Source organism: Dickeya sp. ws52, assembly GCF_007210685.1.
GTDB lineage: Bacteria > Pseudomonadota > Gammaproteobacteria > Enterobacterales > Enterobacteriaceae > Dickeya > Dickeya chrysanthemi.
In genome coordinates, this window is sequence record NZ_SZVX01000003.1 from 1 (window position 1) to 15,664 (window position 15,664).

Here is a 15,664-nt window from a genome sequence, read left to right on the forward strand (position 1 = left end):
CGAGCCAAATTAAAGCACTTCTTGTGATGAAATCATGTCCCTGATTGTACAAAAAACAGTTACGGGACACACCCTAGTATTAACAGCAAGGCTGCCAGCCTTGCTTTACTATAATTAGGTTGCAAGTTAGTTCGCAATTTCAAATGTCACATCGATATTGCCCGTATGCCTGAAAATCCCCACGCCTGAATGGATACGTCCAACCTTCTGAAGATTACTGATTTGTTCACCGTTTTGTTCATACATAATGACAAAGCTATGCCGTGGTGCCCAGTAGACGATATCGCCTACTTCATAGCTGCTGGTTTGCGTTTCGTTGGCCGGCAGGGCGTCAGGGAACCGGTAACACATTTCACGTCCATATAAATCCTCCATAGGCAGTGTCATCGGAAAACGAGAAACCAATGCCCGGGTGGTGGCATTGTCATAAAACGTTGCTGTCACCACCTGGTCACCTGCGGTGATCTTGACTCGGATACTTTCAGCCTCGGCCCCGACAGATGAGAATGACACAGCCGTCAGGGAAGCCAGAGCAAGCATGACTGGTTTGAACATAAAGCGCTCCGTTTTTATATTTTTAGGAATAACGGCACTGCAGCAGTGCCGTTCAAATAATGCGTTATTTATCCGTTTTCAGATTGGTGTTAAAGAATGACACTAGCTTGTCCCAGGGGATCAGTTCAGTACGGTCGTACAGGTCGATACGGTTGGCCCCTTTAATCTCCACAAGCTCTTTCGGCTCTGCCGCCATTTCGTAAGCGGTATCGGTATAGGTGCGGGATGGAGCCGCAGCACCCACGACAAAGAGTATTGGGCGTGGTGAGATGGACTCGATATCAATAAACGGATGGAAATTCATAAATCTAGCGTAGGTTGCTGGCGTGGTCCGGCGATCGTTGGATGCAACTTTACCGCGCTCCGTCTGATAAAAGTCATTCGACTCTTTACCTTCGATAAACACCGGGTCGTTTTGCCCTGGGCCGTAGACCGGCTGACCAGTTTCAAAGGTTTTGTAGCGCTGTTCGGCAGCGGTTGCCAGATCTTTGTTTCTCATTTCTACCGTTCGTTCATGGTCAAGTCCGGTACGGAAATATTCTCCCATATCGTACATGCTGACGGTGGCGAGTGCCTTGATGCGCGGGTCAACTTTTGTTGCTGCGATGGCAAAGCCGCCACTACCGCAGATACCAATCACACCTATTTTTTCACGATCCACAAAAGCGCGGGTTCCGAGGAAATCAACGGCTGCGCTGAAGTTTTCTGCATAAACATCAGGCAGTACGGCCCCACGCGGCGAGCCTGCACTTTCACCCCAGAAAGACTGGTCGAAAGAGAGAGCGACAAAACCCGCCTCCGCCATTTTCGTTGCATAGAGATTCGCGGCCTGCTGCCTTACTGCGGCAAAAGGATGACCTACAATCAGAGCATCATATTTTTTACCGGCTTCCATGTTCCTCGGGGTAAATAGCGTACCGGTCACCTCCATACCGTAAATATTTTTGAATTTAACGGTCTGTGAATTTACTTTATCACTTTGATAGAAGTTGTCTGCCCCGTGGGACATGTCCGCAGCGACCGCTACGGTTGTTCCCATGCCCAGAGTCACGCCCAATATTACCAGCGCGGCTAACGTTTTTAATTTTCCTTTGGCATGTAATTTCATTGTACCTCCTGAATTAATCAACAGTGTTAATACAAATGGAGTGAAACATCCGAAGATAAATTGATCTCCGAACAAGAGAGCCTTTTCAGGCCAGTTTTCGTTTAGCCGATGCAGAGCGTTGAAACAGCAGGTATGCAACAGCCGCTGTAGAGAGCACAGTCAGCGCACCGGTCAGGAATATGGCGTTCAACCCCAGATGTCCGCCTACCCAGCCAAGAGCGGGGCTGCCGATCGCCATCGCCACATCGAGGAATGCCGTGTAGATACCCATGACCATCCCCCGGTTCTGAGGGCTTGAGCTATTGATGGCTTCGATACCAAGTCCCGGATAGACCAGCGAGTAGCCAAAGCCAGCAAATGCAGCACCGACAGACGCAACCAGTGAAGTACTGGCAAGCCAAATCAGGAACATGCCGGTGGCCTGGACGAGGACAAAAATCAGTGCAATGCGCGCACCGCCAAAGCGGTCCGGCAGATGGCCTGCAACCGTTCTGGCAGTAATCAGCGCAACCCCAAAGGTTGTAAATGCCATCCAGACTGGCTGCCAGTGCATGGCACTGTAATAAAGCGAGCTGAAGGCCAGAATGGTGCAGTAGCCCGTGCTGGCAAGCGCAGCTCCCAATCCGGGTAACCAGACCGCCTGCATGACTGCTCCGAAGGAGGCGCGAGCGGCGTGCGGGTGAGGCTGCACAGCGGGCATTATTGAGAGATATAGCAGAACCAGCAGGGGTAGCAGCAACGTCAGCAGCGCGATCGACTCAAAGCCAAACGCGTCAAACAGCAGCGTGCCTACCGGTCCGCCGAGCGCCATCGCGGCAAACATCGCTGTACCCACCCAAGCAATGACCTTGCCAGAGTGTTCTTTGTCCACCAGGGCCAGCCCCCAAGCCACGGCACCCGTAATAATGAAACTTTCTGCACCGCCAAGGATCGCGCGCCCGGCAAGCAGGACGGCTACCGACAGTACCGGTATACTGACCAGCCAGAGCGACAACTGATATAACAGCCCTGATATGGCAGCGGCGATGAGTCCGACCACCACCCCTTTTTTGGCCCCGCACCTGTCGGAATAGCTCCCGGACCACACGCGGGAAATAAGCGATGCTGCAAACTGCGCTCCGGCGACCAGGCCTACAATAAACGTCCCAAATCCCAGATCATTTTTGACATGCAGCGGCAGCACAGGAAGTGCCACACCAATAATGATAAAGCCGATCAGTACTGCTGCCATTACTGGCATCAGCGTTGCGACGACGAAGATGCCGGACGCACCTTGAGAATGTTTAACAGGCATATAAATCAGCCCCTTACCTTTTAATAAATATAATATCGATTGCGGGTTTGTTTCTTTTGGGCACGATTAAGCCCGCAGGAAATTCAGTTCAGAATTTCCTGTGTTCAGATTTACTATTAGTGAATGCTGCCCTTCTTATTCGAAGGTAGTAATAACAGTTCCGATATAAAGGTGCGTTACGTTCTTTTAATAAACCTGCACGGTCGGTCGGAAAAGGATTTCATTAACGTCCACGTCGTCAGGCTGGCTAATTGCAAACGCCACTACCCGCGCAAACGCATCTGCCGAGATCGCATTTTCATAGGTCTTCGACATACCTTTGGCGGCATCCTCATCGGTAATAGTCCCGGTCAGCTCAGTATCTACCGCGCCGGGCGACACAATGGTCGTGCGAATATTCCAGGACTTCACTTCCTGGCGCAGCCCTTCTGAAATAGCCCGGACAGCCCATTTCGTGCCTGCGTAAACGGCACCACCAGGGCCAACCTTGTGTCCGGCCACTGACGATACGTTGATAAACTGACCGGACTTCTGTGCTTTCATATACGGAAGCGCAGCCGCAATACCATAGAGCACACCCTTAATGTTGACGTCGATCATACGGTCCCATTCATCCACCTTCAGTTTGTCGAGCATGGAGCTCGGCATTAAACCGGCGTTATTAATGATGACGTCAATGCGGCCGTATAACTCTACAGCCCGGTCAACGAGGGCCTGAACCTGGGAGCGGTCCGTCACGTCGGTGCGCAGTATGGCTCTGGCATCCAGCCCCAGCTCATCGGAAAGATTCTCCAGTCTATCCATACGGCGGGCACCCAGGACAACTTTCGCCCCCAGTTTTGACAGGTGTCGAGCCGTTTTAGCACCCAGTCCGCTGCTGGCTCCTGTAATAACGACGACTTTGTTTTCGATACCCTGAGACATATTTTCTTCCTGTAAAGAGTGGTTACTTCGACTCACGTTGCTCAAACACCGTTTTGAAAACCGGCGCGGCGGAGAAGGCGTTAGGCCAGCCGGAGTAGTAGGCAAGATGGTTCAGTACGCCCGAGGCCTGCTGCCGGGTCAGTCCGTTGTCCATTGCCCGGTTAAGGTGTGCCGGAATTTGCTGGACCTGGCCGTTGGCAATAAGTGCAGACAGGGTCACCAGACTTCTGTCCCGCGGCGCAAGTCCAGGGCGCAGCCACAGCCCCCGGAAAAGCACATCAGTGGTGTCACGGACAAGCCCCGGCACCGCGCTACCGATGCTCTGTTCCACACGAGCGGCACGGCCTGCTTCTGCTTTTTCGTCGATCGGCAGCAACGCTTCCTCTGCGTGAGTAAGCTGTCCAGCGTCAATTCCCTTTTGCAGGAATATCTCTTTCGTTACCGCTGCAGCCGCGATGGAGTTGCCCCAGCCGGCATAGAACGCCAGATGCGTGATAGCCTCAGAAAGCTCGGCAGGCGTGACTCCGTTTTTCAGCGCCAGCTCCAGTTGTTCCGGTAAAAGTACGGTCTGGTTGCGTGCAATAACCGCAGAAACGGTAACGAGACTGCGATCGCGTGGCGACAGATCGTTTCGTTTCCACAGGTCACCTGCCAGCCTGGTACTGGCGTAGCGCTCAAGAGCGGGAGAAACCGCCTGCATATCAGTGGCTGATAGTGGACCTCTTTGCGACCCCGTTTCTGCGATGGCCCCCCCCACCCCCAGAGAAAGCGCCAGCGTGAATACCGTTGATGTTTTCATCTTACCTCCCACGTTACTGATACTGCTTGTCAGAAACGGGCTCCTGCCAGTCCACATTCTTACCGTCCATCATGTAGGTCATGGCCAGGTGGCTCATGGGAGACGTTGCCGTAGCGCCATGCCAGTGGCGGACCGAGGCAGGGATCCAGACAACATCACCCGGTGCAATATCCTGACGCACCTTGCCTTCTTCCTGGACCCAGCCCTTGCCTGCCGTGACGATCAGCAGTTGCCCTGCAGGGTGAGTATGCCAAGCTGTACGCGCCCCCGGGGTGAAATCCACCAGACCCAGATTGGCGCGCGTGGACTCGTTAGGCGGCAATAACGGGCTGATAACCGCATAGCCTGAAAAGTTATCCGCCTTGCCAACTACAGCAGGGGTTTGGCCGTTACGGCGAATTTCAATACTTTCGGCAGAAACCTGGGCTGTCCCCAGTATGGATATGGCTGCTGCTGCAATAATCGCTTTCATTCTTAACCTCGATGGTTACTGTCGGCTAAACGGCGTGCCTGCTTACGTCAAATCCACAACAAAACGGTAGCGGACGTCTTTTGCTTTGATACGCGCAAAAGCGCGGTCTATCTGATCGGGTTTTATCAACTCAATATCGGCGACGATTTTGCGGTGTGCACAGAAGTCGATGAACTCCTGAGTTTCTGCCATGCCCCCCATCAGCGAAGCTGAAACCTGCCGACGCTGCAGCCACAGTCCGGAACCGCGAACGTCTTCTATAGGTTCGCGGGCACCAACGATGACGTAGGTACCATCCAGACGAAGCATATTGGTAATCGGATGAGTAGGGACATTCGTCGGTATCGTTGATATAAGGAAATCGAACTGGTTCGCATAAGGTTTCAGGGCATCAGGATCGGTCCAGACAATCGCCTCCCGGGCTCCCATTTTCTTTGCGTCCGCGATTTTTGCTGGCGTGGTGGTAAACACCGTAACATCAGCCCTGCGCGCGACGGCCAGCTTAACGGCCAGGTGACCCAGCCCGCCCATGCCAATCACCCCAACCCGCTGTCCGGCCTCAACAGACCAGTGCTGCAGAGGGGAAAAGGTGGTGATACCCGCACACATCAGTGGGGCTGCAGCAGCAAGGTTCATTCCTGGTGGAATGCGAACGGTGAAGCGCTCCGGGATCACCACGCGCTGCGAAAAACCCCCGTAGTTATAGCCACCCGAAATTTTGTCCGGCGAGTTAAAATTCAGTGTCCAGCCCTTCACACAATACTGCTCCAGATCGTTCATGCAGTTCTCGCATTCGCCGCAGGAATCAATCATGGCACCGGCGATATCACCCGGGCGGAATTTCGTCACGGCGCTTCCAATGGCGGCGACCCGGCCAATAATTTCATGTCCCGGTACACAGGGATAATTCGTGGCCGGATAAGGCGGTCCCCATTCCTGCCTGGCGATATGAATATCTGAATGACAGATAGCACAGTACATAATGTCGATAAGGACATCGTTCGGACGAAGGGCTCGACGGGGAATTTCCAGTGGGACAAAAGGGCCGCTCGGATTCTGGTTACCCCAGGCGCGGACACGCCAGGGACCGTTACCCGGCTGAGCAGCCGATTCCTGTGCCTGTACCTTTCCCGGCATTACCGCCAGCGTCGATGCTGCAGCAAGCCCGGCTCCGGCCATCAGAACCCTTCTGCGGGTCGGGGACGCTGGAGCGTCTGATTGAATATCATCTTCACATTTTCCGCACATCACTAACCTCCGTTATTTATCTGCCTTCTTGTTTTTTAGATTATTTGCGCACCCACAATCCGGTTTATGGCACCGGGAATGCTGACTCTTTTATTGTGTTTCTGTTGACAGAGCTGATTGATTAATGAACGAAACAGAGTATATCTGAGGACTTATTGAGTGATTAGAGGGTAATATGAGATTGAAATTATAAGGAGAGCTTCTTAATGTCTGATCAAAATCTGAATGATCTTGCGGCCTTTATGGTAGTTGCTAAGGAGCAAAACTTTACGCGCGCGGCAAAAAGACTGGGCGTTTCACAATCCGCACTAAGCCAGACAGTTCGCGGGCTGGAGGCTCAGCTTGGACTCAGGTTGCTCAACCGAACCACTCGACGGGTCGTACCCACAGAGGCCGGAGAGCGCTTAATGGCCTCCGTCGGGCCTCAGCTTGAAGATATTCAGCGTCAATTAATGGTGCTGAGTGAACTCCGCGATAAACCGGCGGGTACAATACGACTTACTGCAACGGAATATGCAGCAGAGTCAGTGCTCTGGCCAGCTGTGGCAAGGCTCGTCAAAAAGTACCCTGATATTAAGGTCGAAATTCTTACGGATTATGGCCTGACGGATATCGTAAAAGATCGTCTCGATGCCGGCGTTCGCCCCGGCGAAACCATTGCCAAAGACATGATTGCCGTTCGTATTGCCCCAGATATGCGAATGGCGGTGGCAGGTTCTCCTGAATACTTCAGTAACAGACCAGTTCCAGTTACTCCGCAGGAGCTTACCGAGCACAGTTGTATAAATCTACGCCTTTCCGGGCATGGAGGACTCTATGCGTGGGAATTTGAAAAAGACGGACGAGAGCTGCATGTGCGGGTTGACGGTCACCTGGTCTTCAACACGGGAAGCATGATATTAAGGGCTGCACTTGAAGGCCTGGGGCTGGCATATCTGCCAGAAGGCCAGCTTGAACCTTATATAGCAGCCGGAAAGCTTGTTCGCATTCTGGAAGAATGGTGTGAACCTTACTCTGGATATCATCTCTATTACCCAAGTCATCGTCAGCCAACCCCGGCATTTAGCTTATTGGTTGATGAGCTGCGTTATTCAACCCGTAAACAGTTTTAGAACGATATCTCACCGAATACGGATTAAATGTTTCAACTGACAAATAAACGTCCGTTTTACACGGACCAGACTTACGCGCAGACAAATGTCCGCTGTGAGCGGAACGCTGTTTGACACATTGCCAGATGCAGAGCTGTTTAAATCACTTCTGGGCATGGGGCCGTGCATGGGCCCACGTATGCTTGCTGCACCTGGAGATAACCGTGACCGTTTTAATAGTGCAGAAGAAATTCAAAACTTCGCCGGCATTGCGCCAGTAACCGAGCGAAGCGGTCAAAAACCCTGGGTACACTGGCGATGGCAATGCGCCAAGTTCGTCCGTCAGACATTCGTGGAATGGGCTGCGAAGACGGTTAACTCATCATATTGGTCTAGACTGTATTATCAGAGCCTCAGAAAGAAGGGTAAATCTCACCAGTCTGCGATCCGGGTGTAGTCCCCCCGGTTTCCAAGAGCCACGTGAGGGAAAGTTGGGTCAAGTTTCGGAAAACACCAACATATGTTGAACTCGCTTCACCGATTGATAAAACTACCGCATCAGGCCCTGGCGTAGTTCAGCGAATTACAGAGCTGGAATCATCGTCAAACAAAAAATCCCCCCTACTTCGTCTGCGGCAACGACGTAAAAAAGGAAGGAACATAATCCGCATTCTTTGCTGATCAAACCCATGCCTCAGACGAAGGTATCAGCTCATCGCTATAGAGAGCTGAGCCATGTCAACTACGCATTTAATAAGGCGGCTGTTCGTAAGTAGCTTGCTGGTTACTACCATCTTGATCAACGGTTGCGCCACAACTTCCGTTCCAGAAACCATATCTCACACCACCGCGGTCATCCCGCTCACTGAGCACGCTACGCCGGATTTCATTCCCGTTGTACGTTACGGACGCTATAGCCGCGTACCTTCTGCAGGAGTTGGGGTAGTTCGGGCAGGCGCAGGAAGGGATTGTGAACGACAGGTAACGCGGGGACAGCGACCACATCCAGATCAGATGCTGCGTTAGTTTCCAGTCCCTCCACCTTCACCAACGCAAAACGGAACAATTGATTGAGCCAGGTACGCACCTTCTCCGCAATGGTGAATGCTTTACGCTGTTCGATTTTGGAGACCACGTCCAACAGGTCGACGCGACGAATATCATAGATAGACATCCTGCCCAAACCTGGAAGCACATCCTTACCAAAGATACGCAGGATTTGTGAGAGCGTGCTGTTACGCCCTTCCTTGAGTTCCAATCGCCGATACTCGACCCATTGGAAAAATATAGCCTTGAACGTATGTTCATCAGCCAGACGCACAGCCTGGCGTCTTTGTTTCCGGTCAAGATTAGGATTGATGCCTTTGGCCAGCAGCGCACGCGCCTGATCACGGAGCGCTCGCGCTTCGCGTAAGCTGACCTCTGGATAGATGCCCAGAGACATGCGTTTTTGTTTACCTGCCCAACAGTAGCGAAAGTGCCAAGAGCGACCACCCTGGCTGGCTACTGCGAGAGAGAGGCCATCAATGTCGCCAAGTGTATAGGCTTTGCCTGTTGGCTTGGCGAACGGCCATATCTGATAGTGCCATAGTTCCAGCCTCTAACATGAAAAGTTAGGACTAGATTCTCGCCCCGTGGCTCGCTCCGACCCAGCAACAATGCGGAACCTCACACACCCGTATTTATGGACTAAAAAACCCCGGATGTAGCTGGATTTCAGTGGACTGCTCTGGAACGAAAAAAGGACCCCAAGGTCCTATTTTCAATTATCTACAGACTTCGCTAGAACGCTGTAGATCATAATTTGGAGCGGGAAACGAGACTCGAACTCGCGACCCCGACCTTGGCAAGGTCGTGCTCTACCAACTGAGCTATTCCCGCATCTTTCAGAACACTTTGTTTATTAAGTAATTTCAATAAACTGTGTTGCTGTCGATGCGGTGCATTCTACTTACCTGACGCACCGAGTCAATAAAATTATCACCTCACCTGAATCGTTTGCTGTTTTTTAAGGCGAGACGATCAATGTTCCAGCAAATCGCGCCAGGCCGCGCTCAAATACTGGAACATCGACCAGAAGGTTAACACGGCAGCCACATACAGCGCCGCCACGCCGGCAGCCTCTACCATCCGTTCTGGTCGCCACAACAAACCGACCAAAGACACCATTTGCGCGGTGGTTTTAATCTTGCCTATCCAAGATACCGCCACGCTGCTACGTTTACCCAGCTCAGCCATCCATTCGCGCAATGCAGAAATGATGATCTCACGCGCAATCATCGTTGCGGCAGGCAACGTAATCCACCAAGAGTGGTAATGCTCGGATACCAGCACCAGAGCAACAGCTACCATGACTTTATCGGCAACAGGATCCAGAAAAGCGCCGAAACGAGTGGTTTGTTTCCATCGCCGGGCAAGAAAGCCATCAAACCAGTCGGTTACCGCGGCAAAGACGAATATGCCGGCACATACCATCGGCGCCCAGCTAAACGGCAGATAAAATGCCAATACAAAAAATGGAATTAGCACAACACGAAACAGGGTAAGCCACGTTGGTATATTAAATCGCATAGCGTCTGGGTAACTGTCTGGCCCGAAAGATAATAGGGTTATGTTGCTACATTGCCTCTAGTGTTTCAATGCATGAAAGATTTTTTCTGCCAACGAATGCGAAATTCCCGGTACTTGGGCGATATCTTCGATACTGGCATTCATCAGCGGCTGTAGCCCTCCCATGTATTTCAACAACATCTGGCGCCGTTTCGGCCCCACCCCTTCAATAGTCTCCAGTGAACTGGTGCTTTTGACTTTGGCACGCTGTTTACGGTGACCACTGATAGCATGGTTATGGGAATCATCGCGAATATGTTGAATCACATGTAATGCGGGTGAATCAGCAGGCAAAGCGACACCCTCGCCCGTCGCTTCAAAAAACAACGTTTCCAGGCCGGCTTTGCGATCACTGCCTTTCGCAACGCCCAACAGCAAAGGCCGATTCTTATCCCAGGATACCTGCAACGACGCAAAAACCTCTTTGGCCTGCGCCAATTGGCCTTTACCGCCATCAATCACGATGACATCTGGAATCTTGCTTTCATCAATCGACTTGCCATAGCGGCGCCTAAGTACTTGGTTCATAGCCGCGTAGTCATCACCTGGCGTGATACCGGTAATGTTGTAGCGGCGGTACTCTGAACGCAGCGGCCCATCAGCATTAAAAACAACGCAGGAAGCAACCGTCTGCTCACCCATGGTATGACTGATATCGAAACATTCCATCCGGTTGATTTTTTCAATCTCAAGCACGGACGCCAGTGCCGTCAAACGTTGCTGAACCGTTGATTGTTGAGACAATTTCGTTGCCAATGCCGTATGAGCATTGGTGCGCGCGAGTTTAAGATAGCGTGCGCGGTCACCACGTGGGCGGGTTTGAATCTGAATCTTTCGGCCCGCCTGTTCGCTCAGGGATTCCGCCAGCAGTTGATACTCCGGTAGCGAAAAATCCAGCAGGATGTCCGATGGCAGGGTACGGGAAGCACTACCCTGCAAATAGAACTGACCGACAAATGTCTGCACCACTTCCGCCAGCTCCGTCCCGCCAGGCACTTTGGGAAAATAGCTACGGCTACCCAAAACCTGTCCTTGACGAATAAAGAGCACGTGTACACATGCCATCCCCGCATCGAATGCCACACCGATCACGTCAAGATCATCACCATCGCCAGAGACAAATTGTTTTTCGGTCACGCGACGAACAGCCTGAATCTGATCACGGATACGGGCGGCGTCTTCAAACTTCAGAGCATGGCTTGCCGCCTCCATTCGCTCGACCAATCGAGTCAACACTTGCTGATCCTTGCCTGATAGAAAAAGGCGCACATATTCGACCTGTTGCTGATAATCTTCCTCGCTCACCAAGCCGCTAACGCATGGCCCCAAACAACGGCCAATCTGATATTGCAGACATGGACGCGAACGATTGCGATAAACGCTATTTTCGCATTGTCGGATGGGGAATAACTTCTGCAGCAGCATCAACGTTTCACGAACGGCATTACCGTTCGGAAACGGGCCAAAGTATTCGCCTTTGGCATGTTTAGCGCCGCGATGAACCGATAACCGAGGATGCGTATCTCCACTAAGGAAAATCAGCGGGTAGGATTTGTCGTCACGCAGCAGCACGTTGTAACGCGGCTGATAACGTTTGATATAGTTGTGCTCAAGCAACAAGGCTTCGGTTTCAGTATGCGTGATTGTTACATCGATCTGCCGAATACTTTTCACCAAAGCCTCTGTTTTACGGCTGGCAACATGGGCACGAAAATAACTGGAAAGGCGTTTCTTCAGATCCTTAGCTTTACCGACGTAGATAACCGTGTCACTGGCATCGTACATACGGTAAACCCCAGGCTGACTGGTTACGGTCTTCAGAAAAGCCTGGGCATCAAAACGTTCAGTCACTACTAATCAATGTCTCCGCATTAAAGAGCCCATGTCGAATAGCCAGATGCGTTAACTCCACATCACCATTAATGTTCAGTTTACTGAACATTCTATACCGATAACTGTTGACCGTTTTGGGGCTAAGGTTGAGTTGATCAGAGATCTCCGTCACCTTCTGCCCTTTAGTGATCATGAGCATAATTTGTAGTTCGCGCTCAGAAAGACACTCCAATGGCGTTTCTGTTTGCGGCTCTAACTGACTCAGCGCCATTTGCTGGGCGATATCCGATGCAATATAACGCTTGCCGGCATGCACAGAACGAATGGCACAGATCACTTCTTCTGGCGTCGCCCCCTTGCTAAGGTACCCCGCCGCCCCAGCCTGCATCACTTTAGCAGGTAATGGGTTTTCAGTGTGAATAGTTAGCATTATAACTTTAATTTCAGGGGAAAATCGTACAATTTTGCGCGTTGCCTCCAGACCGCCGATTCCTGGCATATTCATATCCATCAGCACAACGTCCACACCGTTACTGTTATTACGGCACCATCTGACCGCATCTTCACCGCACTGCGCCTCACCAACAACTTTGAGGCCTTTGATATCGTCAAGAATGCGCCGTATCCCTGCTCGCACCAGCTCATGGTCATCAACAAGAAAAACGCTAATCAAAGAACAATTCTCCAAAAAGAGTAACACTTACAGACGAGTTTGTTGCAGGTGGTACTATCGTGGTTTAGAAAAAATGAATACATTTTTTAATTAAAAATGTATTTTTTTATTCTACCATGTGGTATTATTCTCTAAGTTCCTGAATGATACTGATTGCGTATCGAACTCGGAACTCACTTCCATCACAGTATTCACATTTCCAACCTGGTTTTTTTAGAGAAAGAGACGGCACAACCGTCTAAAATCATTAAAATATAAATATAATCAATAGATTATCAAGTTTTTTAAACGTAAGCAATCAGGTACGCATCAGCTTTTTTTTCATCATTGTAACGGTATCGTCACTTCGCTGCACCGCCTGTTTACTACAAATAATACACCTGCCCTAAAATATCCATATAAAAGTTGCAATGTTTCTAATCAAACGCATTTAAAAGCCAAAAAACACGTTAACAATATATGGGCAAAATGTGGCACAAACAGATACAAAAAATACAACTTAATGGTCAAACAGGATTATTTTCCTCACCAGACGTATTGTCACCTATGGTATAATCCGGGCCAATTTTTGTTATGTCGTTGGCGAGTGTACGATATCAAACCATTTCCAGGGACCACCACGTCAACGCCCGTTCGCAACAGGAGACTCCATGAATAACAATGACTTCCCTACGGCCTCGACGCCTGAAACGCTGGCACATGAAGTTAGCTGCCTGAAGGTACTGATGACATTGATGTTAAAATCTATCGGTCAAGCTGATGCAGGCAAGGTTATCATCAGTATGGAAAAACACGCAGCCCAACTGGAAGACCCAACTCAGGCAGAAATTTTCGATACAACGATTAAGCAGATCAAAACCGTCTATCGCCGCTAATCATACACCATCGGGCAGAACCATAATCCGTAATTGTCCGATGGGTATCCTCTCAATTCGAATAATAAACAAACAAAAAGAAGAAAGAATACGTAGAAGTTGACAGAGTCATTCATATTTCGTCAACAAAACAGGCTATATCCGATAATCGCTCTGATTGATTAAATATAATTTTAATATGAACTTTTCTGAATAAATAAAAAAACGGAAAGTAATTATCTGGATAATAAAACCGGACAGATGTTTTTTCAGAAACAAAATAAACATGAGGACAAATGAAGGTGTTGGTGGGTCGTATAGGGCTCGAACCTATGACCAATTGATTAAGAGTCAACTGCTCTACCAACTGAGCTAACGACCCAACGGGGACGGATTATTCTCTTCTTATCGCCGTCTGTCAAATGGTTCATCTTATTTTTTTACTCAGCCAAGGCTCAGAGAACACATTGTAACCTATCACTATTTTACGCCTCCACTCCGACGCCAGACTTCTATTGACCGATTTTTAGACGCAAATTCATCATCCTCTGAAGACTAACCTGACAAGCAGGAAATACGTTCTCAGCTCATCATCGGTTAAATACCGTGTTACTATTAATCTCGCTGATTTCTTATATATCATGGGTGATTCGCACTCCCCTCACAGACAGACATAATCCGGAAATAACATTACATGACAGAACAAACGCATCACGCCCCGGATACAGCCGGGCATAGCGACCTGCGGCGCAACCTGACCAACCGTCATATTCAGTTGATCGCCATCGGAGGCGCCATTGGCACCGGCCTGTTCATGGGGTCGGGAAAAACCATCAGTCTTGCTGGCCCATCGATTATCTTTGTTTATATGATCATCGGATTCATGCTGTTTTTTGTTATGCGTGCGATGGGCGAGTTGTTGCTTTCCGACCTCAATTACAAATCGTTCAGCGACTTTGCCGCCGACCTGCTGGGGCCATGGGCAGGCTTTTTTACTGGCTGGACATACTGGTTTTGTTGGGTAGTCACAGGGATTGCCGATGTTGTCGCCATCAGCGCCTACGCACAATTCTGGTTGCCAGACTTGTCGCAGTGGCTCAGTTCTTTATTGTGCGTTCTACTGCTTCTGACCTTAAATCTGGCCACCGTTAAACTATTTGGCGAAATGGAATTTTGGTTTGCCATGATCAAGATTATCGCCATTGTTGCACTCATTGTGATTGGTGCCGGGTTGGTCATCATGAATTTTACATCACCTTCCGGAGCCGCGGCATCCGTGACCAATCTATGGCAAGACGGCGGATTCTTTCCCAAAGGGCTCAGCGGCTTTTTTGCTGGTTTTCAAATTGCTGTATTTGCATTTGTCGGTATTGAACTGGTTGGCACCACCGCAGCTGAGACCAAAAATCCAACTGTCGTTTTGCCGCGAGCCATCAACGCTATTCCGATACGTATCATCATGTTTTACGTGTTTGCACTGATGATGATTATGTCGGTAACGCCATGGAGCCATATCGCAGCAGACCGCAGCCCATTTGTTGAGATGTTTGTCCTGGTGGGGTTGCCGGCTGCCGCCAGCGTCATTAATTTCGTCGTGTTGACATCGGCAGCATCTTCCGCCAACAGCGGCGTATTCTCTACCAGTCGTATGCTGTTTGGGCTCGCCAGACAAGGCGACGCACCAAAACGTTTTGGCCAGCTATCAAAACGCGCCGTGCCGTCAGCCGGGCTGTTCTTTTCCTGCCTGTGCCTACTCTCCGGTGTTGTATTGATCTACCTCATTCCTAACGTCATGACCGTTTTTACCCTGGTCACTACCGTGTCGGCCATCCTGTTCATGTTCGTATGGAGTATCATTCTGTGTTCTTATCTGGTGTACCGTAAACAGCGCCCACAGTTGCACCAAAGCTCGTCATACAAAATGCCATGCGGCATTATCATGAGCTGGGTCTGTCTGGCTTTTTTTGCTTTTGTACTGGTCTTGCTGACATTGCAGCCTGATACGCTGCAAGCATTGATTGTCACACCGGTGTGGTTTGTAATTCTGGCGATAGCCTACCAGGTAATTCGCCGTCGCAGAGCACTCGCTCAGGTCCAGGCGTAACGTCACAACGCAAAAGCAGATGTAACACCTGCTTTTGCGTCGCGTTAAGTTCAATACGGTCAGCTACACCTGACGATATAGCTGACCGTATCCGATTAG

General features: G+C 50.3%; 13 protein-coding genes, 2 tRNA genes and 2 pseudogenes. 4 read left to right on the forward strand and 13 right to left on the reverse strand.

Annotated elements, in window-relative coordinates; translation table 11 throughout:
* Positions 1 to 126: 126 nt before the first annotated feature.
* From FDP13_RS03485 to FDP13_RS03515, 7 genes are all read right to left on the reverse strand, one after another.
* Positions 127 to 555, reverse strand: coding sequence for a cyclophilin-like fold protein (locus FDP13_RS03485; RefSeq protein WP_143838616.1), 429 nt, complete (start codon positions 553 to 555; stop codon positions 127 to 129).
* A gap of 64 nt (positions 556 to 619) precedes the next feature.
* Positions 620 to 1,663 carry an alpha/beta hydrolase gene (locus tag FDP13_RS03490; RefSeq protein WP_143838618.1) on the reverse strand — a complete coding sequence of 348 codons (1,044 nt, stop codon included), beginning with the start codon at positions 1,661 to 1,663 and terminating at the stop codon, positions 620 to 622.
* Positions 1,664 to 1,748: 85 nt separating this feature from the next.
* Positions 1,749 to 2,957, reverse strand: a complete 1,209-nt coding sequence (locus FDP13_RS03495; protein WP_143838620.1) for an MFS transporter — start codon at positions 2,955 to 2,957, stop codon at positions 1,749 to 1,751.
* Positions 2,958 to 3,143: 186 nt separating this feature from the next.
* Positions 3,144 to 3,881 (reverse strand): SDR family oxidoreductase, encoded by a 738-nt coding sequence (locus tag FDP13_RS03500; RefSeq protein ID WP_143838622.1) that lies wholly within the window; start codon positions 3,879 to 3,881, stop codon positions 3,144 to 3,146.
* Between the two features lie 22 nt (positions 3,882 to 3,903).
* Positions 3,904 to 4,680, reverse strand: coding sequence for a carboxymuconolactone decarboxylase family protein (locus tag FDP13_RS03505; RefSeq protein ID WP_143838624.1), 777 nt, complete (start codon positions 4,678 to 4,680; stop codon positions 3,904 to 3,906).
* Between the two features lie 13 nt (positions 4,681 to 4,693).
* On the reverse strand, positions 4,694 to 5,152 hold the full coding sequence (locus FDP13_RS03510) for a cupin domain-containing protein (RefSeq protein WP_143838626.1): 459 nt from the start codon (positions 5,150 to 5,152) through the stop codon (positions 4,694 to 4,696).
* A 42-nt stretch (positions 5,153 to 5,194) separates the two neighbouring features.
* Positions 5,195 to 6,331 (reverse strand): NAD(P)-dependent alcohol dehydrogenase, encoded by a 1,137-nt coding sequence (locus tag FDP13_RS03515; RefSeq protein ID WP_199886294.1) that lies wholly within the window; start codon positions 6,329 to 6,331, stop codon positions 5,195 to 5,197.
* A 275-nt stretch (positions 6,332 to 6,606) separates the two neighbouring features.
* On the opposite strand from FDP13_RS03515, the gene FDP13_RS03520 reads away from it, so the two are divergent.
* Both FDP13_RS03520 and FDP13_RS03525 read left to right on the forward strand, forming a co-directional pair.
* Positions 6,607 to 7,512 carry a LysR family transcriptional regulator gene (locus tag FDP13_RS03520; RefSeq protein ID WP_143838630.1) on the forward strand — a complete coding sequence of 302 codons (906 nt, stop codon included), beginning with the start codon at positions 6,607 to 6,609 and terminating at the stop codon, positions 7,510 to 7,512.
* Positions 7,513 to 7,618: 106 nt separating this feature from the next.
* A pseudogene (locus FDP13_RS03525) lies at positions 7,619 to 7,942 on the forward strand (IS110 family transposase); the annotation flags it as partial.
* Positions 7,943 to 8,395: 453 nt separating this feature from the next.
* On the opposite strand, the pseudogene FDP13_RS03535 reads toward FDP13_RS03525, so the two are convergent.
* From FDP13_RS03535 to uvrY, 5 genes and pseudogenes are all read right to left on the reverse strand, one after another.
* Positions 8,396 to 9,080 (reverse strand): annotated as a pseudogene (locus tag FDP13_RS03535) (tyrosine-type recombinase/integrase); the annotation flags it as partial.
* A 216-nt stretch (positions 9,081 to 9,296) separates the two neighbouring features.
* A tRNA-Gly gene (locus tag FDP13_RS03540) sits at positions 9,297 to 9,372 on the reverse strand.
* A gap of 141 nt (positions 9,373 to 9,513) precedes the next feature.
* Positions 9,514 to 10,062: a CDP-diacylglycerol--glycerol-3-phosphate 3-phosphatidyltransferase gene (gene pgsA / locus FDP13_RS03545; protein WP_012769248.1), complete on the reverse strand. Its 549-nt coding sequence runs from the start codon at positions 10,060 to 10,062 to the stop codon at positions 9,514 to 9,516.
* A gap of 57 nt (positions 10,063 to 10,119) precedes the next feature.
* Positions 10,120 to 11,952 carry an excinuclease ABC subunit UvrC gene (uvrC, locus tag FDP13_RS03550; protein WP_012769247.1) on the reverse strand — a complete coding sequence of 611 codons (1,833 nt, stop codon included), beginning with the start codon at positions 11,950 to 11,952 and terminating at the stop codon, positions 10,120 to 10,122.
* Entirely contained in the window at positions 11,945 to 12,607 is a 663-nt protein-coding gene (uvrY, locus tag FDP13_RS03555; RefSeq protein WP_012769246.1) for a UvrY/SirA/GacA family response regulator transcription factor, read from the reverse strand. Before uvrY ends, uvrC begins: the two co-directional genes overlap by 8 nt.
* Before the next feature lie 650 nt (positions 12,608 to 13,257).
* On the opposite strand from uvrY, the gene FDP13_RS03560 reads away from it, so the two are divergent.
* Entirely contained in the window at positions 13,258 to 13,482 is a 225-nt protein-coding gene (locus FDP13_RS03560; RefSeq protein WP_012769245.1) for a DUF2594 family protein, read from the forward strand.
* Positions 13,483 to 13,767: 285 nt separating this feature from the next.
* On the opposite strand, the gene FDP13_RS03565 is transcribed toward FDP13_RS03560, so the two are convergent.
* Positions 13,768 to 13,843 (reverse strand) — tRNA-Lys (locus FDP13_RS03565).
* A 312-nt stretch (positions 13,844 to 14,155) separates the two neighbouring features.
* Here FDP13_RS03565 and cycA point away from each other — a divergent pair.
* Positions 14,156 to 15,565, forward strand: coding sequence for a D-serine/D-alanine/glycine transporter (gene cycA / locus FDP13_RS03570; protein ID WP_012769244.1), 1,410 nt, complete (start codon positions 14,156 to 14,158; stop codon positions 15,563 to 15,565).
* The last annotated feature ends 99 nt before the right edge of the window (positions 15,566 to 15,664 follow it).

What these genes read in the sequence shown, in the direction of transcription:
- FDP13_RS03560 (WP_012769245.1), top strand. Translation starts at nt 13,258, where the DNA reads ATGAATAACAATGACTTCCCTACGGCCTCGACGCCTGAAACGCTGGCA.
- pgsA (WP_012769248.1), bottom strand. Translation starts at nt 10,062, where the DNA reads ATGCGATTTAATATACCAACGTGGCTTACCCTGTTTCGTGTTGTGCTA.
- FDP13_RS03490 (WP_143838618.1), bottom strand. Translation starts at nt 1,663, where the DNA reads ATGAAATTACATGCCAAAGGAAAATTAAAAACGTTAGCCGCGCTGGTA.
- FDP13_RS03515 (WP_199886294.1), bottom strand. Translation starts at nt 6,331, where the DNA reads ATGGCCGGAGCCGGGCTTGCTGCAGCATCGACGCTGGCGGTAATGCCG.
- FDP13_RS03495 (WP_143838620.1), bottom strand. Translation starts at nt 2,957, where the DNA reads ATGCCTGTTAAACATTCTCAAGGTGCGTCCGGCATCTTCGTCGTCGCA.
- FDP13_RS03510 (WP_143838626.1), bottom strand. Translation starts at nt 5,152, where the DNA reads ATGAAAGCGATTATTGCAGCAGCAGCCATATCCATACTGGGGACAGCC.
- FDP13_RS03505 (WP_143838624.1), bottom strand. Translation starts at nt 4,680, where the DNA reads ATGAAAACATCAACGGTATTCACGCTGGCGCTTTCTCTGGGGGTGGGG.
- FDP13_RS03485 (WP_143838616.1), bottom strand. Translation starts at nt 555, where the DNA reads ATGTTCAAACCAGTCATGCTTGCTCTGGCTTCCCTGACGGCTGTGTCA.
- FDP13_RS03500 (WP_143838622.1), bottom strand. Translation starts at nt 3,881, where the DNA reads ATGTCTCAGGGTATCGAAAACAAAGTCGTCGTTATTACAGGAGCCAGC.
- FDP13_RS03520 (WP_143838630.1), top strand. Translation starts at nt 6,607, where the DNA reads ATGTCTGATCAAAATCTGAATGATCTTGCGGCCTTTATGGTAGTTGCT.
- cycA (WP_012769244.1), top strand. Translation starts at nt 14,156, where the DNA reads ATGACAGAACAAACGCATCACGCCCCGGATACAGCCGGGCATAGCGAC.